This window comes from Thalassospira sp. CA1 (assembly GCF_059052855.1).
In genome coordinates, this window is record NZ_JBZCIA010000008.1 from 80800 (window position 1) to 105834 (window position 25035).

At 55.7% G+C, this 25035-nt stretch carries 23 protein-coding genes; 9 read left to right on the forward strand and 14 right to left on the reverse strand.

Going from position 1 to position 25035, the window contains the following annotated elements; all coding sequences use genetic code 11:
• Positions 1–174 precede the first annotated feature (174 nt).
• Complete coding sequence (locus tag AC5Q5A_RS14210; RefSeq protein WP_008889061.1) at positions 175–1110, forward strand: DUF294 nucleotidyltransferase-like domain-containing protein; 936 nt, start codon at positions 175–177, stop codon at positions 1108–1110.
• A 25-nt stretch (positions 1111–1135) separates the two neighbouring features.
• Here the strand turns inward: AC5Q5A_RS14210 and AC5Q5A_RS14215 are convergent, their stop codons facing one another.
• From AC5Q5A_RS14215 to AC5Q5A_RS14255, 9 genes are all read right to left on the reverse strand, one after another.
• A complete protein-coding gene (locus tag AC5Q5A_RS14215) occupies positions 1136–1516 on the reverse strand; it encodes a 5-carboxymethyl-2-hydroxymuconate Delta-isomerase (protein WP_493895685.1) in 381 nt (126 codons plus the stop codon).
• Positions 1517–1645: 129 nt separating this feature from the next.
• Positions 1646–2941, reverse strand: a complete 1296-nt coding sequence (ahcY, locus tag AC5Q5A_RS14220) for an adenosylhomocysteinase (RefSeq protein ID WP_008889059.1) — start codon at positions 2939–2941, stop codon at positions 1646–1648.
• 305 nt (positions 2942–3246) lie between these two features.
• The gene (ptsP, locus tag AC5Q5A_RS14225; RefSeq protein WP_051007567.1) at positions 3247–5043 is read right to left on the reverse strand and encodes a phosphoenolpyruvate--protein phosphotransferase; all 1797 of its coding nucleotides are present in this window, start codon (positions 5041–5043) and stop codon (positions 3247–3249) included.
• A 79-nt stretch (positions 5044–5122) separates the two neighbouring features.
• Positions 5123–5398: an HPr family phosphocarrier protein gene (locus AC5Q5A_RS14230; protein ID WP_008889057.1), complete on the reverse strand. Its 276-nt coding sequence runs from the start codon at positions 5396–5398 to the stop codon at positions 5123–5125.
• Between the two features lie 64 nt (positions 5399–5462).
• The gene (locus tag AC5Q5A_RS14235) at positions 5463–5867 is read right to left on the reverse strand and encodes a PTS sugar transporter subunit IIA (RefSeq protein ID WP_008889056.1); all 405 of its coding nucleotides are present in this window, start codon (positions 5865–5867) and stop codon (positions 5463–5465) included.
• Between the two features lie 17 nt (positions 5868–5884).
• Positions 5885–6817, reverse strand: coding sequence for an RNase adapter RapZ (gene rapZ / locus AC5Q5A_RS14240; protein WP_475351884.1), 933 nt, complete (start codon positions 6815–6817; stop codon positions 5885–5887).
• Positions 6818–6833: 16 nt separating this feature from the next.
• Positions 6834–7274, reverse strand: a complete 441-nt coding sequence (locus AC5Q5A_RS14245) for an HPr kinase/phosphorylase (protein WP_493895686.1) — start codon at positions 7272–7274, stop codon at positions 6834–6836.
• Between the two features lie 109 nt (positions 7275–7383).
• Positions 7384–9033 (reverse strand): stimulus-sensing domain-containing protein, encoded by a 1650-nt coding sequence (locus AC5Q5A_RS14250; protein ID WP_493895687.1) that lies wholly within the window; start codon positions 9031–9033, stop codon positions 7384–7386.
• Between the two features lie 85 nt (positions 9034–9118).
• Entirely contained in the window at positions 9119–9835 is a 717-nt protein-coding gene (locus AC5Q5A_RS14255; protein WP_008889052.1) for a response regulator transcription factor, read from the reverse strand.
• Positions 9836–10150: 315 nt separating this feature from the next.
• On the opposite strand from AC5Q5A_RS14255, the gene AC5Q5A_RS14260 reads away from it, so the two are divergent.
• From AC5Q5A_RS14260 to AC5Q5A_RS14285, 6 genes are all read left to right on the forward strand, one after another.
• Positions 10151–11866 (forward strand): sensor histidine kinase, encoded by a 1716-nt coding sequence (locus AC5Q5A_RS14260; protein WP_063085816.1) that lies wholly within the window; start codon positions 10151–10153, stop codon positions 11864–11866.
• Entirely contained in the window at positions 11863–13272 is a 1410-nt protein-coding gene (locus AC5Q5A_RS14265) for a sigma-54-dependent transcriptional regulator (RefSeq protein ID WP_199679405.1), read from the forward strand. Before AC5Q5A_RS14260 ends, AC5Q5A_RS14265 begins: the two co-directional genes overlap by 4 nt.
• A gap of 460 nt (positions 13273–13732) precedes the next feature.
• A complete protein-coding gene (locus AC5Q5A_RS14270; protein ID WP_008889049.1) occupies positions 13733–14698 on the forward strand; it encodes a TAXI family TRAP transporter solute-binding subunit in 966 nt (321 codons plus the stop codon).
• Between the two features lie 31 nt (positions 14699–14729).
• A complete protein-coding gene (locus AC5Q5A_RS14275; RefSeq protein WP_040822600.1) occupies positions 14730–15206 on the forward strand; it encodes a DUF1850 domain-containing protein in 477 nt (158 codons plus the stop codon).
• A gap of 5 nt (positions 15207–15211) precedes the next feature.
• Positions 15212–17227 (forward strand): TRAP transporter permease, encoded by a 2016-nt coding sequence (locus AC5Q5A_RS14280; protein WP_286792034.1) that lies wholly within the window; start codon positions 15212–15214, stop codon positions 17225–17227.
• 185 nt (positions 17228–17412) lie between these two features.
• Positions 17413–18708 carry an MFS transporter gene (locus tag AC5Q5A_RS14285; RefSeq protein ID WP_493895688.1) on the forward strand — a complete coding sequence of 432 codons (1296 nt, stop codon included), beginning with the start codon at positions 17413–17415 and terminating at the stop codon, positions 18706–18708.
• 166 nt (positions 18709–18874) lie between these two features.
• Here the strand turns inward: AC5Q5A_RS14285 and AC5Q5A_RS14290 are convergent, their stop codons facing one another.
• Complete coding sequence (locus AC5Q5A_RS14290; RefSeq protein ID WP_008889045.1) at positions 18875–19057, reverse strand: hypothetical protein; 183 nt, start codon at positions 19055–19057, stop codon at positions 18875–18877.
• 138 nt (positions 19058–19195) lie between these two features.
• On the opposite strand from AC5Q5A_RS14290, the gene AC5Q5A_RS14295 reads away from it, so the two are divergent.
• Positions 19196–20179 carry a LysR family transcriptional regulator gene (locus AC5Q5A_RS14295; RefSeq protein ID WP_008889044.1) on the forward strand — a complete coding sequence of 328 codons (984 nt, stop codon included), beginning with the start codon at positions 19196–19198 and terminating at the stop codon, positions 20177–20179.
• 16 nt (positions 20180–20195) lie between these two features.
• On the opposite strand, the gene AC5Q5A_RS14300 is transcribed toward AC5Q5A_RS14295, so the two are convergent.
• Both AC5Q5A_RS14300 and fmt read right to left on the reverse strand, forming a co-directional pair.
• Positions 20196–20738 (reverse strand): GNAT family N-acetyltransferase, encoded by a 543-nt coding sequence (locus AC5Q5A_RS14300; protein WP_493895689.1) that lies wholly within the window; start codon positions 20736–20738, stop codon positions 20196–20198.
• Positions 20738–21664 (reverse strand): methionyl-tRNA formyltransferase, encoded by a 927-nt coding sequence (gene fmt / locus AC5Q5A_RS14305; protein WP_493895742.1) that lies wholly within the window; start codon positions 21662–21664, stop codon positions 20738–20740. The genes AC5Q5A_RS14300 and fmt overlap by 1 nt, the downstream gene beginning before the upstream one ends.
• A gap of 57 nt (positions 21665–21721) precedes the next feature.
• Here fmt and AC5Q5A_RS14310 point away from each other — a divergent pair, with 57 nt between their 5' ends.
• Complete coding sequence (locus AC5Q5A_RS14310; RefSeq protein ID WP_493895690.1) at positions 21722–22711, forward strand: methyltransferase type 12; 990 nt, start codon at positions 21722–21724, stop codon at positions 22709–22711.
• A 60-nt stretch (positions 22712–22771) separates the two neighbouring features.
• On the opposite strand, the gene def is transcribed toward AC5Q5A_RS14310, so the two are convergent.
• Positions 22772–23290 carry a peptide deformylase gene (gene def / locus AC5Q5A_RS14315; RefSeq protein ID WP_063085836.1) on the reverse strand — a complete coding sequence of 173 codons (519 nt, stop codon included), beginning with the start codon at positions 23288–23290 and terminating at the stop codon, positions 22772–22774.
• A gap of 160 nt (positions 23291–23450) precedes the next feature.
• Positions 23451–24962 carry a DNA recombination protein RmuC gene (locus AC5Q5A_RS14320; protein ID WP_493895691.1) on the reverse strand — a complete coding sequence of 504 codons (1512 nt, stop codon included), beginning with the start codon at positions 24960–24962 and terminating at the stop codon, positions 23451–23453.
• Positions 24963–25035 lie beyond the last annotated feature (73 nt).

The window sequence follows — 25035 nt, forward strand, 5'->3', positions numbered from 1 at the left end:
GGGTGGTGCAGAAGGTTCAAGATATTGAACAAGCGCGAAAAATATCTGCCGCGCCCACAAAACTGTCAATCAGCTTAATTGGACAGTGCCATATCAGTTAAACGTGGTTTTAATCTTTAACCATTAGGCAGATACTCGGATATCAACGAGTCGCACCAAGAGGCTGTCCCGATCTTGTTACCGCAAACCATCGCAACCAATCAGCACTACTCGGCCACCCGTCTGGCCGAGATGCGCGATGCATTGGGTAAAAGCCTGTCGGGCGATACATTTTGCGTGGTGGTGACCGGGTCCTATGGGCGGCATGAAGCATCCGATCAATCCGATCTGGATTACTTCATCATTGGCCGCGAAGCCGAACGCAGTCAGGCCCCGCACCAGCAGGTCGCCGACATCCTTGGCAAGATGGTGACCAAGAAACCGGCGGTAAACGGCCCGTTTTCGTCCTATATCACGGCCGAGGAACTGGTTAATCGCATCGGGCTTGATGGCGATACCAACTCGATCACCACGCGTCGGCTGTTGTTCCTGCTCGAATGTGAGTGGCTGTATAACGAGGCGGGCAAGCGCAAGTTTTTTGACGACCTGATCGCCAATTACGTCACCAGTTCGGTTACCCGTGATTCCATCGCGCGTTTTCTGGTCAATGACGTGATCCGCTATTACCGCACCATCAGCGTCGATTTTGAAATCAAGACCCGTGAAGGCGATGCCAGCAAGGCCTGGGCACCTCGGCGGCTGAAACTGGTTTTCTCGCGCAAGATGCTTTATTTCGGCGGCATTATCGCAGCAGCTGAAACCGCAGGCCGGGATTATGCCGGCAAACGCGAAAAATTGTCCGAACTTTTACAGCTGCCACCGATCACACGCCTGCAAACCGTGTTTGGTGAAAAAAGCCTGCCGGCACTGGAACTTTATGACCGTTTCCTGCGCGAACTTTCCGATCCGGAAGTGCGCGCGCGCCTTGATGGTGTTGGTCCGCACGATCGCAATGATACGGAATTGCGGTCGCTGCTTGATGCTGGCAAGGGCTTTTCACGGGAACTGATCAAACTGCTTAATGATCGCTATGGTCCGGATCATCCGATCCACGAAGCGCTTTTGATGTAATCACCCGGCAAACGTGGCGGTGCAATCAGGCCGCGCGGGGGCCGTCAGTGACATGCTTGAAATAGTTTTCCCGATCAAGGTCATGCACCTCGACGGTGAATTGCACCTGATAATCGCCAACCAGCCATTCCAGCCGATCGATAAGTGCGGCAAGGGCGGCCTCGCCAGTGGCGAATTTTACCGCATTGATCCGGCCTGACAGCAGCCGGATATCAAGATGCACCATGGCGTTTTTCGGGTCGCCATCGCCGATTACAACATTTTCCAGCGGTGTAATCCGGGTCTTGAAAGAACTCAGTTCCGCATCGGCCTCGCGGGCGATGACGTAATGCAAATCAACTACGAGCTTGGACAATTCATCCTTGATGGGCAGTTGGGCAGAATATTCGATTTCAAGCTGGGGCATGGCCGCCATCCGTCTGACAAGATTAAAATGCTTCTAACAACTTGCTTTGTATCTGGACACCAAAAAAGCCGGTCTGAATGAACAGACCGGCTTTGATGCAAATCGGCAGCTGCCAATTAGTAGCGCCAATTAATAGCGGTAATGATCCGGCTTGAACGGACCAGCCTGCGGAACGCCGATATATTCGGCCTGTTCGGACGACAGTTTGGTCAGTTTCACGCCAAGACGGTCAAGGTGCAGGGCTGCAACTTTCTCATCAAGGTGTTTCGGCAGGACGTAAACCTTGTTTTCGTAGTTCGCGTGGTTTTTCCACAGCTCGATCTGGGCCAGCACCTGGTTGGTGAAGGATGCTGACATCACGAAGCTCGGGTGACCGGTTGCGCAACCAAGGTTGACCAGACGGCCTTCGGCCAGAACGATCAGACGTTTGCCATCCGGGAATTCGACTTCGTCGACCTGCGGCTTGACGTTGTCCCACTTGTAGTTACGCAGCGAACCGATCTGGATTTCGGAATCGAAGTGACCGATGTTGCAAACGATTGCGCGGTCTTTCATCGCACGCATGTGGTCAAGCGTGATGATGTCGATGTTACCGGTGGTGGTGACGAAAATGTCGCCAACCGGCGCTGCATCTTCCATGGTGGTGACTTCGTAACCTTCCATCGCGGCCTGCAATGCGCAGATCGGATCGATTTCGGTTACCAGAACGCGTGCACCCTGGCTGCGCATGGACGCGGCCGAACCTTTGCCCACGTCGCCGAAACCGGCAACAACGGCGATCTTGCCGGCAACCATGACGTCGGTTGCGCGCTTGATGCCATCAACAAGGCTCTCGCGGCAGCCATACAGGTTGTCGAATTTCGACTTGGTGACCGAGTCATTGACGTTGATCGCCGGAACCTTAAGCGTGCCTTTTTTCGCCATTTCATAGAGGCGATGCACACCGGTGGTGGTTTCTTCCGACAGACCTTTGATGTCTTCGAGAAGTTCCGGATACTTGTCGTGGATCAGCTGGGTAACGTCGCCGCCATCGTCAAGGATCAGGTTCGGCTTCCAGCCGTTCGGACCGGAAATGGTCTGCTCGATGCACCACCAGAATTCTTCCTCGGTCTCGCCTTTCCAGGCAAATACCGGGATTTCAGCAGCCGCAATCGCCGCAGCAGCCTGATCCTGGGTGGAGAAGATGTTGCACGAAGACCAGCGAACTTCTGCGCCGAGTGCCGTGAGGGTTTCAATCAGAACTGCGGTCTGAATGGTCATGTGCAGGCAGCCGACGATGCGCGCGCCAGCAAGCGGCTTGGCCGCGCCATACTCATCGCGCAGCGCCATCAGGCCCGGCATTTCGGTTTCGGCAATCGCGATTTCCTTGCGGCCCCAACCGGCCAGCGAGATATCAGCGACCTTGTAATCGGTAAAGTTCGACATATCGTCTCCAATCAAACAGGAATGGCGCATCCGCATGGAATTTTCATCCTGCCGATACGCCGAAGAATTCTGTTGCGATCATTTCCCTGATCGCTATAGGCCACATATAAAGATATCTTTATATCGTTTTCAAGTTCTTTTTTGACGGAATTTGCATTCCGTGCAAAACCGGACCAGATCAAAGATGCCCACGCCCCGAAATCCCGGCCTTTTTCGCGGCGGAAAACCAAGGATATTTGTGGGCAAAACTGTACCCTATGTTGGGACAGATGCCGATCACAACAAGCTATGAGAAACGGGATTTTTCAGGCGAGATCGTTGAAGTCATCAAGCATCATGGCAATCCGGGCAGAATCCCATTGTTCCATGACGCGGTTGGCCTGATGTTCGGAATTACGACTATCAAGCCGGCGCAGGCGCTGTTTGACCAGCAACAGATTGACCGGCGACATCGAAAGGTTACGCAAGCCAAACCCGATGAAAAGCGGCACATAACGCGGATCACCGGCCATCTCGCCACAGACACTGACCGGGATGTCGCGTTCGCGGGCCACCTTGATCACATCGCGGATCAGGCGCAACACAGCCGGATGCAGCGGATCAAACATGCCCGCCACCTGATCATCGGTGCGATCAATCGCCAGGGTATATTGGGTCAGGTCGTTGGTGCCGATGGCAAAGAAATCACTGTCGCGCGCCAAGGTATCCGCCGCCAGCGCCGCGGCGGGAATTTCGATCATCGCACCAAGCGGCGGCAGGGTTTCGGGGATCGGATGCCCGTCCTTGCGCAGGCGTTTTGCAACCGCCTCATAGATCTGACGCGCACGCGTCATTTCATGCACGTTGACCACCATCGGAAGCAACACCCGAACCGATCCATGCAGGGAGGCACGCAGGATGGCGGCAAACTGTGCTTCAAGCAATTCCGGCTTGCGCAATGATAACCGTATGCCTCGCAATCCAAGGGCCGGGTTCGGGCCAGACACGATTTCATCTTGAAGCGCGACGGCCAGTTTTTCACCACCGATATCAAGGGTGCGGATGGTGACCGGTTTGCCATCCATGCGTTTGACGATATCGGCAAGTTCTTCGTATTGCTCGTCCTCGTCGGGCAGATAGTCCTTGTTCATGAACATGAACTCGCTGCGCAGAAGCCCGATACCGGTCGCCCCGTTTTCAAGGGCGGCGGCAAGTTCGATTGGCAGTTCGATATTGGCATGCAGGTCAATATCGATGCCGTCACGCGTTGATGAGGGCACATCGCGAAGGGATGCCAGCTTTTCGCGCGCCGCCAGCCAGTCAGCGCGGCGTTGGGTATAGTGTTCAATGTCGGCATCGCTTGGCGACAGGATCACTTCGCCGCGCCCGCCATCGATAATGATTTGATCGCCACCGGCAACGCCGCGAACGATATCAGCAGCCCCCAAAACGGCCGGAATGCCAAGGGATCTCGCCATGATGGCGGTATGGCCCTCTGCCCCGCCAAGGGCGGTGACAAAGGCGGTCAGTTGGCCCGGTTCAAAGCGCGCCATATCGGCCGGACTGACATCCTCGGCAATCAGGATGGACCCCTGTGGGGCATTGTCCATTGCCCGGTCGGTCTCACCGATCAAGCAGCGCATCAGGCGCAGGCCGACCTCGCGAATGTCTGTGGCGCGTGCCGCAAGATAGCTATCTTCCATGCCCGAAAACTGTTCGGCAATCGCATCGATCACTTCGCTGACCGCATGCACGGCATTAAGCTTGCGCGAGACGATCAGTTCTTCGGCCCCACGCACCAGACGCGATTGGGTCAGCATGTGGATATAGGCATCCATCAGGAAGCCAAGCTCCTCGGATGCGGCACTTTCAGCACTTGATGATTGGGATTTCAGGCGTTTGAGCTGATCAATGCTTTCGGCAACGCCATCATGAAGACGTTTGCATTCGGCCTGCACGGCATCTTGGGAAATCGGCTTGCGGCTGACATGGACGATCTGGCGATCCAGAACAAAGGCGCGACCGATCACAATCCCGCCCGATGCGCCCAATCCGGTTATGACCCGGCGAACGCCCGAGTTATTCTCATCTGAAACAGTTTGATCTGTCGGAGGAACTTGCAAGCCTTCTTTGCTACCAACTCGTTCTTGTTGTTTCCGAAAAGCCAGACATCTTCGGCCCTAAATAAAGGCCGGATCGGTCTTATTCTTCGTCGAACTTGGCATCGACCAGTTCGTTAAGCGCATCAATCGCCTGTTTGGCGTCCGGGCCGGTGGCCTCGACCTCGATCTCGGTGCCGATCGATGCGGCCAACATCATCAAACCCATGATCGACACACCCGACACTTCGGTGCCACGGTTGCGCACCATGATGCTCGATTGAAATTCACCTGCCAGTTTAACAAATTTTGCCGCCGCCCGCGCGTGCAATCCGCGCTGGTTGCTGATTGTTAAAGTGCGTTTTTCCTTCTGCGCCATGTATGTCCCCGCAAGCCTGATGCACTGTCCCCGCGCATCCGGCCCTGTTCTTTTTGTGGCTGACTTATTCCTCGCCGCTCAGCAAACGCGACGCAACGTTGATGTATTTACGCCCCGCATCCTGGGCCGCATTGACCGTTTCGGCCAAGGTGCCGTCGATGCGAACAGATGCGAGTTTAATCAGCAAAGGTAAATTAACCCCTGCGATGACTTCGACATTTGCCTGTTCCATAATGGAAATCGCCAGATTGGAAGGGGTCCCGCCAAACATGTCGGTCAGAAGGACAACACCTTTGCCGCTGTCGACCTTTTCGACACTGGCAAGAATATCTGCGCGGCGTTGTTCCATGTCGTCATCCGGCCCGATACAGACCGCTTCGACATTTTCCTGTTCGCCAACAACATGCTGCAAGGCAGATACGAACTCTTTCGCGAGATCGCCGTGGGTGACCAGCACCATCCCGATCATGCAGTTTTCTCCATTTTTCACTCCCCCGAGGTCGGCTCGTCCGGTTTGTCCCGATGGCTGAGATGTGTGTCATATCCCAGATCGGCAATCCAGTCATTGAGTAACCGCGCGATATAAACCGAACGATGTTGACCACCTGTGCACCCGACCGCAATGGTCAGATAGCTTTTACCTTCCTGCGCATAGCGCGGCAAAATCGGCTCCAGCATTGCCTTCAGGCGGTCGATAAACCCGGCGAAATCCGGGTCTTCTTCTATGTATTGCCCAACAGCCGCATTCATTCCGGTCATCAGGCGAAGCTCGGGATCATAATGCGGGTTGCGCAGAAAGCGAACGTCAAAAACAAGATCAGCTTCTGCCGGAACACCCTGACGGAACGAAAAGCTGCGCACAAAGATCGCAAGGCCTTCATTTTCGCCGATGTCGAACTGGTCTTGCAGGATCTTGCGAAGCTCGGCCGATTTCAGGCGCGATGTATCAATGCGCATATCCGCGGTCGCTGCAATCGGCGCCATCAGGCGTTTTTCATGTTCAATCGCGTCAACCAACGGCCGATCATGGCTGAGTGGATGCGGACGTCTGGTCTCGGTAAATCGGCGCTGCAGGACCGTCGTGTCGGCATCGACATAGATCATCAACGGATCCATGCCGGTCTGTTTGCGCAGGCGACCGACAATCTCGACAAATTGATCAACGCCGAAATCACGGGTCCGGATATCAAGGCCGATGGCAATCGGCTGTTCCGGGCGACAGTCGCCTGGCACCAGGGCAGACAGCATACGCAACGGCAGGTTATCGACCGCGTCAAAGCCGAAATCTTCAAGAATCTTAAGGGTCGTCGTACGCCCGGCACCGGATACCCCGGTCACAAGAACCAGTCCGCTTTTGCCATCAAACGCCCCCAGGGCCTTATTCTGGCTGTCCGAAGAATTCGCCGAAGTGTTCTGCAAGTCTGGGTCCTGTGGATTACGGTTCAAGTGTCATTCCACCCGTCGCGAGCGCCAAAGCTACTCCAATCTTTGCCTCGATGGCCAGATCGGATGCACATAATGTCCAACGCGGGATCGCAATGCCACAAATCTCTTCGAAATCGGGTTCAGGCATGCGTTCAACCATGTTTGGATCGGTGACCAGATCAATCAGAACCCGCACGTCGCCTTCGGTTTTTTGCGGCAAACCACGCACAACCCCGATGCCGCGGACTTCGCACAACCCGGCAATCTGATCGGGTGCGCTGGCGATCAGGCGACCATCGCGCGCCACAAGGTCGGTTCGATCATCGGAAACAAGAAAGCCGCCCGCGTCGATCAGACGCAGCGAAAGACCGGATTTTCCAGATCCGGATGTTCCGCGCAACAGCACCGCATGGGCGCCGATCCGGACACAATTTGCGTGAAGCTGGGACATAATGCAAAACGATGCTTGGCAGAGGTTGGCTTGTCAAACCCCAAAAGCCCGGGGCGTGATCCACTTAACCTCCCGCATAGGCATTTCGCACTTTCTGTGCTGAAAAATCCTAGTCGAGCGGCAGGCGAATGGTAAAGACAGCGCCCTTGATCTCGTCACGGACCACGCGATTCTGTGCACTAAGCTCGCCATTATGGGCGGCAATGATACGCTTGGAAATCGAAAGCCCCAAGCCCGAATGCTGCCCGAATTTCTCGATCGCTGGGCGTTCGGTATAGAACCGGTTAAAGATCGCCTCTTCCTTGCCGGGCGGGATGCCCGGGCCATCATCCTCGACCGTGATCACGGCCCAGTTCTTGTCACGCCATGCCCGCACGCGCACTTCACCGCCCTCGGGCGTAAAGGTAATCGCGTTGGAAATCAGGTTCCTGAACACCTGTGTCAGACGACTCTCAAGCGCCGGGACATTGAGGTTTTCAGGCACGGACACCTTGATCCGCGGGCCCTCGGCATCGGCGTTATAAAGTTCGCCCAGCGTATAAAGCAGCACACCAAGATCGACTTCCTCGCTTTCGGCGCGCGACAATTCGGCATCCATACGCGAATAGTCGGAAATGTCACTGATCAGGCGATCAAGACGCTGCACATCCTCGGCGATGATTTCCATCAGGCGGCGCTGGCGTTCCGGATCCTTAAGGCGCGTGGCGGTTTCCACCGCGGACCGCAATGACGTCAGCGGGTTTTTAATCTCGTGCGCGACGTCGGCGGCAAACCGTTCAATCGCATCCATGCGATCCCACAGCGTTTCGGTCATATCGCGCAGCGTGGTCGACAAATCGCCGATTTCATCGCGACGATCCGACAGATCGGGAATGGCAAACTGGCGGTTTTTGCTGCGCCGGACCCGCTCGGCCGCACGTGCCAGCCGGTTCAGCGGACGTGTGATCACTCCGGCAAGATAGATCGACAACAACACCGTAATGCCAAAGGCAAAGACAAAGATTTTCAGGATATCAAGGCGGACCGCATGCAGGGCGTTTTCAATCGATTCGCCGCTTTTGGTCATCATTACCGATGCCAGAACTTGCTTGAATCGTGCAACCGGCACCGACACCGACAAAACCCGGCGTCCTTCGCTATCAACACGGACCACCCCGCGCGAATAGCCCGCCAGGGCTGCGCGCACTTCCGGGTAATCGGCCGCGCTGGCAACCGGCGGATCGACATACAGCGGCAAGGGTTGTTCACCCTCAAACAGTGTCAGGATGCCATCGGTCAGTTTGCGCATGATATCGGCAAAGGCATCTTCTTCGCCCGGTGGCGGAAGCTGTTCGGCCTGAATGGTGCCCGCACCAAGTGACTGGATGCTGCGACTATCAGCCAAAAGGCTGCCATTGGTGGCAAAAAGCCGTGTTCGTGCGCCGGTAATCCCGACAAGACGGCGCACCATTTCGCGCGCTACTTCGATTTTCACCCGGTTGGTTGCATCATCACTGGAACTCACAGCCGACGTCGACAGGGCGGCGGCATACATTTCGGCCTGCACCGCCATGGCTTCCAGTTCAGAATGAATAAGTTCCTGCTTGTAGCGGCCCAGATACAAAATACCCGCCACCAGCACAAAAAGTGCCAGCGCGTTCACGGCCAGAATCCGCCAGGTCAAAGGCGAAAACAGCCCGTGGCGTTCCTCTATCCGTGTCGTCCGGGGTTCGGACGGACCTGTGTGCTGGTCGTGATCACCAGTCCCAAGATCGCTCATTCAAACCTGCAATAACCGGCCCGGAAGCGGGCCTGCAAAAGAGTGCGCGCCGAAGCACAAAGCTCCGGCGCGTCATAAATCCTGATCAACCTGCCACAGTGGCTGTATCGCGATACCGGTAACCGACGCCATACAGGGTTTCGATTTCCTTGAATTCCTTGTCGGTCTCGCGGAATTTCTTGCGCAGGCGTTTGATGTGGCTGTCGATCGTGCGGTCATCGACATAGATATGTTCGCCGTAGGCTGCATCAATCAGCTGGTCACGGTTTTTCACGTGCCCCGGATGTTTGGCCAGTGCCTGGATCAACAGGAACTCGGTCACGGTCAGATTAACATGCTGACCTTTCCAGCTGCACATGTGGCGCGACGGATCAAGCACCAGATCACCGCGTTGCAGAACATCGTCTGACCCGTTCGGGCGAACACCGCCCGCACGCATGATTTCCGCGCGACGCAAAAGGGTGCGAATACGTTCAATCAGCAAACGCTGGGAAAACGGTTTCTTGATGTAATCATCGGCACCCATGCGCAGGCCGGTCAGTTCATCAACCTCGTCATCCTTGGACGTCAGGAAGATCACCGGCATTTCGGTTTTCTTACGCAAATGGGTCAGAAGTTCCAGTCCGTCCATACGGGGCATCTTGATATCAAGCACCGCAAGATCAGGCTCTTCCTTCGTGATGGCATGAAGTGCCTCCGAGCCATCAGAATATGTCAGGACCTCATATCCTTCTTCTTCCAACGCCATCGAAACCGACGTCAGGATATTACGGTCGTCATCAACAAGTGCGATCTTACTCACCTGGACCTCATCTACTGGACAGATACATTTCACTCATTCGTGTGGTGACTATACAATTTACATTCCAATGTGGCGAAAAAATAACCACTTGCGGCATAATTAAGGCTTGTCGAATACAGTCGCAGTGCAATCTGTCACATCGCTGTATTTGTTGACTTTGCGCCGCTGCGGCAAATAACAATCATCGCATCAGGGTAAAATGCCCACCTGTCCCGAACGCGGGACAAACCAAATTGATCCCTGACCCGACGGGAGGTCGCGATTTTCTATTGGTTAAGCAAGTTCAGCCGTGCCAGCCTGACCGCTGCCGGGGTTTTGATTTCGACACTTGTTGTCTGGCTTGTTGTCAGTTCGACCGGCAATCTGACGATCAATGAATTGCATCGCACCGCACAGGCACGCTTGGCACTCTATGACAGTTCGCTGCGCGCGGCCGTCGATCAATATCGCTATCTGCCCTATGTCGTTGCCCGCCATCACGAAGTGATCGCCGCCATCACCGGCACCGGCAATCCGCGCACCGCGGATATGTATCTTGAACGGGTCAAACAACGATCCGGCGCGGCCGCCCTTTATGTCATGGACAAAACCGGCATGACGGTTGCTGCAAGCAACTGGAACACACCCGACAGCTTTGTTGGCGAGGATTACGGATTTCGCCCCTATTTCAGTCAGTCGATTACCGGCGGCGAGGGATTTTTCTTTGGCATCGGGGTGACCACCGGGCGGGCGGGCCTGTTTATTTCCAACCCGATCCGTGGTGACGATGAAATCATCGGCGTTGCGGTGGTGAAGATCGAACTCGATGAGGTCGAAAGCAACTGGCAGGAAGGCGGGGAAACCGTCTTTGTCGCCGATGAAGACGGTGTGATCACCATGACCAGTCGCGGCGACTGGAAATACCGCACCCTGTCCGAACTCTCGCCCGAGGTGCGTGGCCGGATTGTCCGCCATCAACAATATCCCGGCAAGGAACTGGCATCCCTTGATATCGGCCAGCAACTGGCCAAGGGTACGGGCATTGTCACCATCAATTCCGAACGCTTCCTGTTTGATGACAAACATATGCAGGACAGCAAATGGCGGCTCTATTACCTGACATCGATGGATTATGTTTCCAACCGTCAGGCCGCCGCCCTGTTCATTGCCGTCAGTGGTGCCGGACTGATCATTCTGATCATCCTGTTTTTGCGCGAACGCGAACTCAAGCTCGCCTCCCAACGCGAAGCGCGCGAATTTGCCCGCATTCAGGCACTGAACATCCGCCTGGAAGAAGAAATCGCCGTTCGGCGCAAAACCGAGGAAGAACTGCGCGGCACCCAGAACGAACTGGTTCAGGCCGGAAAGCTTGCCGCGCTGGGGCAGATGTCGGCTGCCATCGCCCATGAAATCAATCAGCCGATCACAGCCATCCGGACATTCTGCGCGAGTGCCAAACTTATGCTGGAACGCGGCAAAACCGAAAAGCTTGATCAGAACATCAACCAGATCTCCGCACTCACCGAACGCATGGGCGCAATCACAGGCCAGCTCAAGACGTTTTCACGTAAATCCACTGGCGTGCTGGAGCCGGTTGACCTTAAAGTCGCCCTTGATAACACCCTGCAATTGCTAAGCCCGCAATTGCAGCAGGAAGAATGCACGCTTGAGCGCAATGAACCCGATACGCCACTGGTGATCCAGGCCGATCTTGTGCGCATCGAACAGATTTGTGTGAACATCATCCGCAACGCGCTTGATGCCATGGCCGACAGTTCGGTCAAACGCATCCGCATTGACCTTACGAGCACCAAAACCGACGTCATCATGCAGATTACCGATACCGGGCCTGGCATGAATGAAGAAACCCTGTCGCTTTTGTTTGATCCGTTCTTTACCACCAAGGATCCGGGACAAGGCGTGGGATTGGGACTTTCGGTAACTTATGGCATTGTGCGGGACTTCGGCGGCAGCATAAAAGCCTATAACACCGAAACGGCCGGGGCCTGTTTCGAAGTCCGACTGCCGTTACTCAAGGGTAAAACACCGTGACGACCACCAAGCAAGTGCCACACAGTGACGCAGAAATTCAGATCACACCGCACATCATCATTGTCGATGATGACGAGGCGATGCGTATCTCGCTTGCCCAGTGGCTTGAACTTTCCGACTTCGACGTCACGGTCTATGAAGATGCCCGTCAGGCCCTGCATGACATCAGCCCCGAATTTGCCGGCGTGATCCTGACCGATGTCAAAATGCCCAAGCTTGATGGCATTACCTTTACCCGTTCCGTGCTGGCCGCCGACCCGGACATCCCAATCATCCTGATGACAGGCCACGGCGATGTGCCAATGGCGGTCGAGGCGATGAAAAGCGGTGCCTATGATTTCGTCGAAAAACCGTTCGAGCCCAAAGACATTGTCGAAAGCCTTGAGCGCGCCATTGAAAAGCGCCGTCTTGTTCTTGAAAACCGCAACCTTCGGCGTCAGATCGCAAGCCGCGGCAGCCTTGAATCCCGCCTGATCGGCAATTCGATGCCGATGCGGAACCTCAAGGATGAAATCGCCAATATTGCGCCAACCGAAGTCCCGGTTCTGATTTCAGGCGAAACCGGTACCGGCAAGGAACTGGTCGCGCGCGCCATCCATGATCTGAGTGACCGGCGCGATGAAAAATTTGTCGCGGTAAACTGTGCCGCCATCCCCGAAAGCACGGCCGAAAGCGAACTGTTTGGCCATGAAAAGGGGGCCTTTACCGGGGCGGCAAGCCAACGGATCGGCTGGATCGAACATGCGATTGGCGGCACCCTGTTTCTCGATGAAATATCAAGCATGCCGCTTGCCCTTCAGGCCAAATTGCTGCGCGTGATTGAACAGCGCGAAGTGGTCCGTCTGGGCTCCAACGCACCGGTGAAGGTCGATTTCCGCCTGATCTGTGCCACCAACGAAGATCTGGTCGCCGCGGTTGCCGAACGCAATTTCCGTGAAGATTTGCTGTTTCGCATCAACACGTTTGAACTGTCCATCGCCCCCTTGCGCGAACGCCAGGATGATGTCGCGCTTTTGTTTGATATCTTTGCCGAACGGGCGGCTGAGCGGTTCGAACGCCCGTATGAGCGCCTGTCCCCGGCATTGATCGCGCAACTCAGAGCCCATGAATGGCCGGGCAATGTCCGCGAGCTTAAAAACATGGCCGAACGGTATGTTCTTCTGGTCGGAAGCCCTGAAGAACGCTTCAAACGGTTGTTCAAGGGTGGCTTTGAAACAACAACGGCCCCCACCGGCGATCTCGCCCTTGCCGATCAGGTTCGCGAGTTTGAAGAACGCATCATTCGCGATGCGCTTGACCGCCATGACGGCAATGTCAAATCGGTGATGGAAGAACTCGATATCCCGCGCCGGACACTCAACGAGAAAATGAAAAAGCTCAACATCCGGCGTGACAAACCGGCCTAAGTTATTGTTGCATTGCGATATTTTGTTCGCATGCGCAACAAATCGGCAAGAATCCGCCGATCCATTTTGGTAAATCGGCAAGATTATGCCGAATTGACAAATTGAAGCAATCTAAGTCATTGATTTGTAATTGTTAATTTTATTTCCTGTTTGGCATACTCATTGCAACTTAAAACACCAAAATGATAAACTGATAAAAATCCGAGGGAGGAAATCTGACAGCCGGTCCGGTTCGGACGGTTCAAACGGCTGACTTAAAATCATCTCTTGGAATTGGTCTTTGAAGGGTGCCCGTCTGGCTTGATCGGCCAACAATGTTGCGATCAACATCCGGCATCTTCGAAAACCCAAAAACAACAGGCCCGGTTTACAGGCCGCCAACGAACGTGAAGACCCATATTGTTTTACGATCTCTTGGATCTATTCGTCGCTTAAGTGTTTAACCCTAGGGAGGACTATCATGAAGCTCCGTACCCTGCTCACCGCAGCAGCCGCAGCCATGATGCTGACCGTCGCACCCGCGTCGGCACAGCAACTGTCAATCGCAACCGGTGGTACCGGTGGCACCTATTATCCGTATGGCGGTGGCCTTGCGGAACTGATCACCAAATACATCGACGGCACCAGTGCTGTTGCCGAAGTCACCGGCGCATCTGTTGAAAACATGGGCCTGATTGCCCGTGGCGACAGTGACATCGCAATCGGTCTGGCTGATACCGTTTATGCTGGTTACACCGGCACCGGTAAATTCGAAGGCCGTACCCTTGATAACGTTCGCGCGCTGGCGTCGATTTATCCGAACGCTGTTCAGCTCGTCACCATGGCCGACAGCGGCATCAACGGCCTTGCCGACCTTAAAGGCAAGCGCGTTTCTGTTGGCGCACCGGGCTCGGGCACCGAAGTTTCGGCACAGACCCTGCTTGCTGCTAACGGCATCACCTATGATGACATCGAAGAACAGCGCCTGAACTTCAACGAAACCGCAGATGCTCTTCGTGATGGTGACATCGATGCCGGTTTCTGGAGCGTTGGCCCGCCCACCAGCTCGATCCTCAACCTCGCGACCACGCGTGAAATCAAACTGATCGCGCTGACCGACGATGAAATCCTGGCGGCCCTCGATGCAGAACCGACCTTCGCACCGTACGCCCTGCGTAAAGGCGTTTACGAAGGCGTAACTGCACCGGTTAACACCATTTCGACCCCGAACGTTCTGTTCGTGAACGAAGAAATGGACGAGGAACTGGCTTATCAGATCACCAAGACCCTGTTTGAAAAGGTCGACGAACTGATCGCCATCCACCCGGCAGCAAACGACACCACGGTTGATTTCGCTCTGAACTCGACCCCGATCCCGATGCATCCGGGCGCCCTTCGTTACTACGAAGAAACCGGCATGCCGATTCCGCCGAAGCTGATCAAGTAAGATGCTTCTGCAAAAGTTCGGGCGGCCAGCAATGGCCGCCCTTCTTCTCCTGATCACGGCATGTGCTGGCCCGGCCTATCAGGATCACGTCAAGCCCGGCACCGTCATTGATCATCTTGAGGTGATCGGTGCGGACGGGGCGCTTCTGGCCAGAACCGAAATTCCGCGTCAAACCGGCTGGTGCCTGTATTGGAACCATTCTGTCACCGGTGATGGCGTGATTGACTGTTATGTCGACGATCTTGGCAAGATGGTTCTCCATCGCGCCTATCAGCCCGACTTCGCGGCGGGACTTGGTCATTATCCCGGTCGCGGGATCCTGACCAGCGCAGAAGGCGGCGGATACTGGATCGAAGATATCGACGAACCTGTACGCGGCAATGCCTATGTGTTGCGCGTCGGCTCACTTGCGGTGAACCACCGCATCGTCACCGACCGTGACGAAATCAACCTTTCAAAGATGGCTGAACACACCCGTGTCACCATCCGCCTTGATACCGGGGAATAAATTTCATGTCCGAACAGGCAACGCTGCCATCCATGACGGATAGATTGCCACAGCCAAAACTGGTTCTGTGGGCAATCTCGATTGTCGCAGTCGCACTCTCTTTGTTCCAGATGTATGGCGCAGGGATCGAGCCGCTTGGCCTGTTCTATCAACGCAGTATTCACCTTGCGTTTGTGATGTTCCTGGCCTTTTTGATGTTCCCGATTTTCGGCAGCAACAAAAAGCGCGGCTTCCTTGGCTGGGTGATTGATCTTGCCTTTCTGGCCGGTGCCTTTACCACGGGTTTCTATCTAACGTTCTTTCTTGATGAAATCATCAACCGCGCCGGTTTCTGGAGCGAAACCGACCTGATCATTGGCGTGATTGCCACCGTCACCGTGCTGGAGGCCAGCCGCCGTGCGGTTGGCCTTGGCATGACCGTGATTGGTATCGTTGCCATCATTTACGCCCTGTCGGGTCCGCGCGGTGCGCTGCCGTGGGTTGGTGAATGGCTTCCGGGCATTCTTGCCCATCGCGGCAACGACGTTGATCGCCTTGTCGGGCAACTTTACCTCGGTCAGGAAGGCATTTACGGCCTGCCGATGGGGGTTGCTGCGACCTATATCTTCATGTTCGTTCTGTTTGGGGCGTTCCTTGAAGTCACGGGTGCTGGCAAATTCTTTATCGATATGGCCTATGCCGCCACCGGCAAAAAGCCTGGCGGCCCGGCCAAGGCCGCCGTTCTGGCATCGGCCGGTATGGGATCGATCAGTGGGTCGGCAATTGCCAACGTGGTCACCACGGGTGCCTTTACCATTCCGCTGATGAAGAAACTCGGTTACCGCCCGGCACAGGCGGGCGGTGTTGAGGCCGCGGCGTCTACCGGTGGCCAGATCACCCCGCCGCTGATGGGGGCGGGTGCGTTCCTGATTTCCGAATATACCCAAGTGCCGTATCTCGACATCGTTCTGGTCTCGATCTTCCCGGCGATCCTGTATCTCGGCACGGTTTATCTGTTTGTGCATATTGTTGCCCTGAAACAGGGCATGCGCGGCATGCCGGTCGAAGAACTTCCGGACTGGAAAGAAGTTCTCAAGGAAGGCTGGCAGTTCATCCTGCCGCTGGGCATTCTGATTTACCTGCTGGTGCTTAACATCTCGCCGATGAGGGTGGGCTTCTGGGCCATTCTGTCGGTGATGGCGGTTGCCGCGCTGCGTTATGCGCTGTGGTTCTTCTTTGTCGCCCCGCAGCAGGGTGAAAAACCAAGCCACGAAAAACTGATCGCCGCCATCCGCAAGGGCATCGCGATCACCATTGCCGCCCTTGAACTTGGTGCCAAAAACGCTGTCGCAGTCTCGATGGCCTGTGCGGTTGCCGGTATCATTGTCGGCGTGGTCGGCGTGACCGGTCTTGGCCTGAAATTCTCGTCGATGATGATCGCGTTTTCGGGTGGCAACATCGTTCTGGCGCTTGTTCTGGTTCTGATCGCAAGCCTGATCCTCGGTATGGGTCTGCCGGTAACGGCATCCTATATCGTTCTGATCGTGCTGGTGGGTCCGGCGCTTTCGAACGAATTCGGCATTCCGCTTCTGATCGCGCATTTGGTGGTGTTCTGGTACTCGCAGGACAGTAACGTGACGCCGCCGATTGCACTGGCCGGCTTCGCGGGGGCCGCAATTGCCAACGCCAGTCCGATGGAAACCAGCATTCAGGCATGGAAATTCGCCAAGGGTCTCTATCTGATCCCGGCCTTCATGGTCTTCAATCCGGAAATCATCGAAGGCGGTTCGATCCAGATCGTCCTTTGGACCGGCTTTACCGCGATCCTGTGTCTGGTCGCCTTTGCCGCCGCCCTTGAAGGCTACCTGTTTGCCCCGATGGATGTGCTTTCACGCATCATCATCGTTCCGGCAACCATCGGCGTGTTCTATCCCGACATCCGGGCCGAAATCGCTGGCACAATCGTTCTTCTTGCGGTTCTTGGCTTTAACTGGTGGCAGGGCAAAAAGAACACCCCGACACCGGCAGTCGCCGCAAGCTAAACCATCTCCGTCCCGACGAAAGTCAAAGCCCGCAAGTGTCATGCTTGCGGGCTTTTTCTTTGCCGCCTTCCCGATCCACCTGATCCCATCCCACCCATGCGGGCAGGTAGACAGCTGTTCACACGCCGGATACATTCCTCATACTATTTAATTTTGCGCCCCACTCATACCTTGCCGGAATCCGCATGCAGTTCTTGATCTTGCTTCGCCAAGCGCCCCGCCAACTTGCCTTTGGCGCGTTGCACAGTTTTGGCTCCTCGTTCGGGCAGACGTTTCTGGTCGCACTGTTTGTGCCCTTCATCTCGGCAAGCCTGGCACTCAATGAAACCGAATTTGCCAATATCTATGCCGGGATCACCATTGCCAGTGCGCTGTGCCTGCCGGTCGTTGGCCGCTGGATCGACAAGGTCGATATCCTGTCCTACAGCCTTGCCACCATGGCGTTACTCGCACTTGGCTGTGTGATGATTGCGCTCGCCGGCAATGTCTGGATGCTGATTGCGGCCCTGTTTGTGTTGCGTCTGGCCGGTCAGGGATTGATGAGCCATGTCAGCATGACCGGCATCGCGCGCTATTTTTCGCGCAGTCGCGGTCGGGCGCTGGCGATTGCCAGTTTCGGCTTTCCCCTGGCAGAGGCGATCATGCCCGCCACCTTGTTGGCGCTGATTGCTGCCTTTGGCTGGCGATATACCTATGCCGGGTCGGCGGCGTTTATTCTGCTGGTCCTGCTGCCGGTTGCGATCTGGCTTATTCGAAGCGATGCAAAATTCCGCAAGGCGCCCACAAGATCACAGGCAAAATCGGCCGAGTCGGCCACCGCCGCGAATCCGAACAGTGCGGATCACACCGAGTCCCCCACAGAAACCAGCCAAAGTGATCACCCCCGCCTGTTCAAATCGCTTTATGTCTGGTTCTGCATGCCGATGCTGGCCGCACCCCCCTTGATCATGACCGCGCTCTTTTTCCATCAAGGGGCGATTTCCAACAGCAAGGAGATCGAGCTTGGCTGGTTTGCTGCCGGGTTCACGGTGTTTGCCATTACATCGGTGCTGGGCGCGTTTGGCAGTGGTCCGCTGATTGACAAACATTCGGCGCGCCGCCTGTTTCCCTGGCACCTGATCCCGATGATGATTGGCATTGCCATTCTTGCCCTGACAACCACGCCGTGGGTGATCCTGATTTACATGGGACTGGTCGGTATTACGGTGGGGTTTGCCACGACACTGCGCACCGCCATCATCCCGGAACTGGTGCCGCTTGATGAAATCGGGGCTGTGCGCAGTACGCTGACCGCTGTCATGGTGCTGGCATCGGCGATTGGCCCGGCGATTTATGGCTGGATGTTTGCCGCCGACATGTCGATTGCCACCATGCTGGTCGTCACCCTGATTGCTGCCGCCATCGTCAGTCTGGGGTCATGGTTCTCGGAACGGCCGGGCTTTTACATGCCGCCCAACATCGCCCCCAAAGAGGCCGATTAGGCAAAAAAATGGCCCGGATCACAAAAGTGACCGGGCCAGTCGGGAAAACAGCGTCAAATAGGGAGGAAGACGCTAGATAGAAACCGTCGTCATAGTCCCTGCCTGCAGGAGCACCTCTTGGGGAGGAAATCAATCGGCGCTCGACCGCATGCAGTTAGGTCGTCAGTTAGGCAGCACCGCCAACGGTGCCGGCCGGATGGTTTACGTCGGCTGATTTCTCGGAACCTTTGAACAGGTTACGGAAGAAGGAGCCTACGAATTCAGCGCGGAGCTGCTGACCTTTACGTACACCTGCCTCGATTTCGGTGGTGGAGATGTAACGGGTGGTGATTTCTTCGTAAGTGGCCATGGTGACCTCCTAAAATTTCGTTCGTTGCGACGCCGTGTCGCTCTCGATGAACTCAATCTAATTTCCTTTACGGGGAAAGAGAATTACCTCAATATGCACATTACTTGTGAATGTCCGTCATAAATAGGAAAGCTGAATATGGATCGCGCCGCGGAAATGGAAATCTTTGTCCATGCAGTCGAGGAAGGCAGTTTCTCGGCCGCTGCCCGGACAATGCGTCTGTCACCGTCAGCTGTTTCAAAATACATCTCGCGCCTTGAAGATCGTCTGGGTGCCCGTCTTTTGATGCGCACCACCCGTCAGCTCAGCCTGACCGAGGAAGGCCGCGCCTTTTATGAGCGCGCCCGCACGATCCTGAATGAGATCGAGGAAGCCGAAGAAGTCGTCACCCAGCTTTACGCCGCCCCGCGCGGTACCTTGCGCATCAACGCATCGGTCGCCTTTACCAAAATGCAGGTGGTACCGCTGATCCCGGAGTTCCTTGCGCGCTATCCCGATGTTCGGATTGAGCTGACCCTTGATGATAAATTCACCGATCTGGTCAACGATGGCTATGACCTTGCCATTCGCCTCTCAGCACTCGAAGATTCGTCGCTGATTGCGCGTAAATACGCGGTCAACCGCCGCATGATCGTCGCATCGCCGGAATATCTTGAAAAGAACGGTATCCCGCGCAAGCCGCAAGACCTTGAAAACCATAACTGTCTGCATCTGTCGTCACGCGAAAGCTTTAACGACTGGCACTTTGAAACACCCGATGGTCACGTCGCGTTCCGCGCACAGGGCTCATTCTCGGCCAATGATGGTGACGTGCTCCACGAGGCGGTTCTGGCCGGACTGGGCATGGCGCGCTTGGCCGAATATCTGGTGCATGAAGATATCCGCACCGGCCGTCTGACCCCGGTTCTGACCGAATATGTTCATGATCAGGCGTGGATTTCGGCGGTGTATCCGCATAAACGCCACCTGTCGCCCAAGGTGCGCGCCTTTGTTGACTTCCTGGCCGAAAAATTCACCCCGGTTCCGCCGTGGGAGCTTGGCTTCCGCGATGCGCGTGCGGTGCGCCGCAACAGTGACGGCACCACCGACACCAGCAAAACCGCCCGTGATGTTGGCAAATAACCGATAGGCACCCGGCCTAGAAGCCAAGCGCCTTCTGATAGGCCGCAAAATCAAAGCGGAACTGCCATTCCGACGAATTGGAAAGGTCATCCAGAATGCGGCTTTCGCCTGTGCGCGCAAAGCCGCATTTTTCATAAAACCGATGCCCGGCCTCAAACCGCGTATCGGTCCACAGCATCACCGAATCGCATTCCGGATGCGCCTGCCCCAACCATGTCAGCGCCTTGCCCATCAGCTTTTGCGCCATGCCGCGCCCACGCGCTGCCGGATGCAGATAAACTCTATGAAGTTCGCCTTCGCGGAATTTGACATCATATTTAACCCCGAAGCAGCCCAGAACCCGATCCTGATCGTCCACCGCAACCCAGATCCGGCCATTATCGGCCTTGAAGTCATCGGCAATCGCATCAAGTTCGGGAAACTCCCCGGCGCGATCAAAAACGCAGCCGGGATAGTCAGCAAAAACCATCGCGATCAGATCGGCAATGCCATCGCCATCGCGGTTAAAGGCCGGCCGGATCGTCACATCAACACCCGTATGTGCCGTTATATTTGCCATCAGCCCAGCTTTACGCCCTTGGCAAGCTTGTCATATCCGCGCAGTACCGCATCGGTATCCATCACCGATTTGCCAGGGCGCTGGATCCGCGTCGGGCGAAGTGCCCCTTTGCCACAGCCAATCGTCAGTTGGTCATCAAGGATCTCACCCACCGGGCCGGATTGATCAATCACCTCGGCCGCCTGCACCTTGATGCGTTCCTTACCGAGCTCGAAGTAGGCCCCCGGCCACGGGGTAAAGGCGCGGATTTTGCGCTCGAGTGCAGCTGCATCATCAGCAAAATCAAGCTTGGCCTCGGCACGTTCAAGCTTGGCCGCATAGGTCACACCCTCTTCCGGCTGCTTGGTGGCAACAAGCTCTCCCTTGGGCAGCTTTTCAAGCGCCTCTACAATCATCCTGCCGCCAAGTTCCGCCAAATCATCATGCAGGGCATTGGCATAAGTTTCCGAGGTAATAGGCAGTTCACCAATCAAAAGCATGTCACCGGTATCCAGCCCGACATCCATCTGCATGATGGTCACACCGGTCGCCGCATCCCCGGCCAGAATGGCGCGCTGGATCGGGGCGGCCCCGCGCCAGCGCGGCAGAAGCGACGCGTGAATATTCAAACACCCAAATTTCGGCGCATCGAGAATCGCTTTCGGCAGGATCAGGCCATAGGCCGCGACCACCGCAACATCGAGATCAAGATCGGCAAAAGCCTGCTGTTCTTCGGCCGATTTCAGCGACACCGGATGACGGACCTCAATCCCCTGCGCGGCCGCCCAGGCATGCACCGGGCTTGGCGTTTCCTTGTGCCCGCGGCCGGCCGGACGCGGCGGCTGCGAATAGACGCAAACCACGTCATGACCCGCCGCCACCAGATCCTTTAACGCCACAAGGGCAAAGTCCGGGGTTCCCATAAAGGCAATGCGCAGCTTGGTCATATCAATCCCATTCATCTTTTGACTCTTCTGGCGGCAATTTGGCGTTATCCTGCCCAAATGACAAGCCAAGCCTTACCTCAATCGCCGAAATACCCGGTCAGCCATATCTGGCACGCGGATTGGAGCCTGTCGGCCAAGGGCCGATGGGTCGCCAAAGCCATCCGCACGGAAGTTGGTTGGCAAATCCACGCCATCGAGCCAGTCGGGATGCTCCATCAATTTCGCCAATCGCTTGCCAGCCATGGCAAGAAGGACGCGCTCTGGCTTGGCCTTGATATGCCAATCGGTTTTTTGGATGCGTGGTATGATGGCGCGAATGTCAAAGACTTCATGTCCTTGCTGGGGTTGCTTGAAACCGATGAATGGCAGGAATTCTTTGATGTCTGCCAATCGCCGGATCAAATCCGGCACACCCGGCCATTTTATCCACAAAGCTCCGGCATCAAGGGCAGCGTAAAACGCGAACACCTGATCAAGGCGCTCGGCCTGCCAAACTTTGACGCCCTGCATCGCGCCTGCGAATTCCCCACCAACCAACGCAACGCCGCCTGCCCGCCCTTCTGGACGCTTGGTGCCAATCAGGTCGGCAAGGGAATGCTGCATGGGCTCAAAAACCTGATCATGCCGGGTCATGCCGATGGATTTAACATCTGGCCGTTTGCGGGCGACCTTGAAGCCTGCAGCAAATCCCCCGGCGTCACCCTGATTGAAACCTATCCCGGCGAAATCTATGGCTGGCTTTCTGATACAAGTGAGTTGACTAAATCAATTCAAGACAGCCGCAAGAAATACCTGCACAAGCTCCGCGATAACGCCCAAACCAAAGGCATTGAAATAAGTCGTTCCGTCTGGGACGACATCAAGGATGGCTTTGGGTCGGACCACGGCAAGGATGACGCCTTTGACGCGCTGATCGGCGTAATGGGCTTGATCGAAATCGCCGAGGGCCGCCGCCCCGAACATCTGCCCCGCACGCCAAGCATTCTTAAGCGCGAGGGCTGGATCGTCGGGCTTGATCCGAACGACATCAAACCCCGCAAATCGTAAGCCACACAAGACAAAAGGGCCGGAAAGCCGGCCCCTCGCATGCGTTTCGGATCAGACGTCTCAGGCAGATTTTTTGGTTTTCTGCAGCTTCTGGACTTTTTTCAGGATCATGTTGCGCTTAAGCGCGCTGAGATAATCGGTGAATAGCACGCCATCAAGGTGATCAATCTCGTGCTGGATGCAGGTCGCAAGCAACCCGTCCGCCTCGATCTCGTGCGTTTCGCCGTTTTCATCCATGTAACGCATGCCGACTTCGGCCGGGCGTTCAACATCGGCATATTGTTCCGGGATCGACAAGCAGCCTTCCTGATAGATCGAGGTTTCTTCAGATTCCCAGATGATCTCCGGATTGATCAGCTTCAGTGGTTCCGGCTTGTCCTTGTCATCAGACACATCCATGACCACCACGCGCTTCATCACCCCGATCTGCGGCGCTGCAAGGCCAATGCCCGGGGCCGCATACATGGTTTCAAGCATGTCATTAAGAAGGGTCTTGATCTCATCATTCACTTCCGTGACCGGTTCGCATTCCTTTTTCAGGCGCGGGTCTGGAACGATAAGAATTTCACGCAGGGCCATGGGTCTCTGATCCGGTTTCGAACTTGATGCAATATATAATTATAGCGAATTTCGCGCTTCGAGATAAGGTTTCCCCACGCCCAAGTCAAGCAAACAGCCCGATTTAGCCGTGATGGCTGCCATGCCCCGCACACGGGATCTGCGCCAAAACCGGTTTGGTTTAATCCCCGGCGTCTGGCTTCGCAGCCTCTGGCCCGGCCAGCAATTCCGTCTTGGTGATTTCGCGCACATGGGTTTCCGACGGGGACGGTTCCTCGATCATGCGGTCATCAGAGACAATATGCTTTTCCTTGAGCTTGCGAGCCGACACCAGAACCGATCCTTCGAGTGACCCCAGCGTCTTGTTGTAATGCTTCACCGTACTTTCAAGCGATTTTCCCATCGACGAGAAATGCTTGGCAAGCGCACCCAGACGGTCATAAAGCTGCAAGCCAATTTCACTGATGTCACGCGCGCTTTCGGCTAGCGCTTCCTGTCGCCAGCCATATGACACGGCCTTAAGCAAGCCCAGCAACGTCGTCGGTGTTGCCAGAATGACCCCATCGCGGAAGCTGTCCTCAATCAAACGCGGATCGCGTTCAAGGGCTGCCGAGAAGAAGCTTTCACCGGGCAGGAACAGCACGACAAATTCCGGACTGTCGACCGACTTCCAGTATGATTTTTTCGAAAGATCCGTGATCACCTTGCGCACATTGGTGACATAGGTCGCCATCAAGGCTTCGCGGCGATCGTCGTCATATTTCTCGTCAATCGCCTCAAGATAGGCCGATGTCGGGGCCTTGGCATCGACCACGATATTCTTGCCGCCCGGCAGGTGAATGACCATGTCGGGCTTCTGAACACCTTCGTCGGTGTTGAAATGCACCTGTTCGTCAAAGTCGCAATGCTTGAGCATCCCGGCCAGTTCGACAATGCGCTTGAGCTGCAATTCGCCCCACTTGCCCGACACCGAGGAACTGGACCGCAGGGCAGAGCTCAGCGTCTGGGTTTCCTTGGACAATTTGTGTTGCGATTGCACCAGGGTCCCGACCTGTTCACGCAGCTCGCCATAAGCTTCCTTGCGGTTTTTTTCAAGTTCATTAACCTTGCTATCAAAGGCCTCAAGCCGTTCCCGGATTGGCTTTACGATCCCGTCAATGGCTTGCTGGCGTTTTTCAAGATCGCCCTTGGCCCCTTCTTGCAGGCGCGAGAAATTCTCTCGCGCCAGCTTCATGAACTCGTCGTTATTGACCTTGAGCGCATCGGACGACAGCGCCTTGAAGCTATCAAGCAGCTTGGTCTTGGCATCTTCGAGCATCTCGAGCTTTTCCTTGGCGGCCTCGCGCTCTTTCTCAAGCGCGGTTTCAAGCTCGGACCCCTTTTCGCGCCAGTGATCAAGGGCGGTGCGAAGCTCCTTCATCTCGGCTTCAAGCACCGGCACCCGGTTGGCCGTGGTTTCGGCAATGGCCCGCTTTTCCGATGCCTCGGAAAGCTTTTCACGCATCTGGGCAACCTCGGTCGCAAGATCGCGCCGGGTATTGTCCGCATGTTCAAGCTGGGACGCCAGAAGGGCTGTACGCGACTCCGTCTCGGCCTCTGCGGCATCCTTGATGCGCTTGACCATCATGATGCTAAAGACAAGTGCCAGAACAGATGCGCCAAGCGCCCCTGCTGCCAAAGAAATCGGATCCATTATCCCACCATTTGATTACGTGCTGGCTTCTTTGTATCTGTTTTGTTCCGTCAAATCCAGAACCGAACCAAGC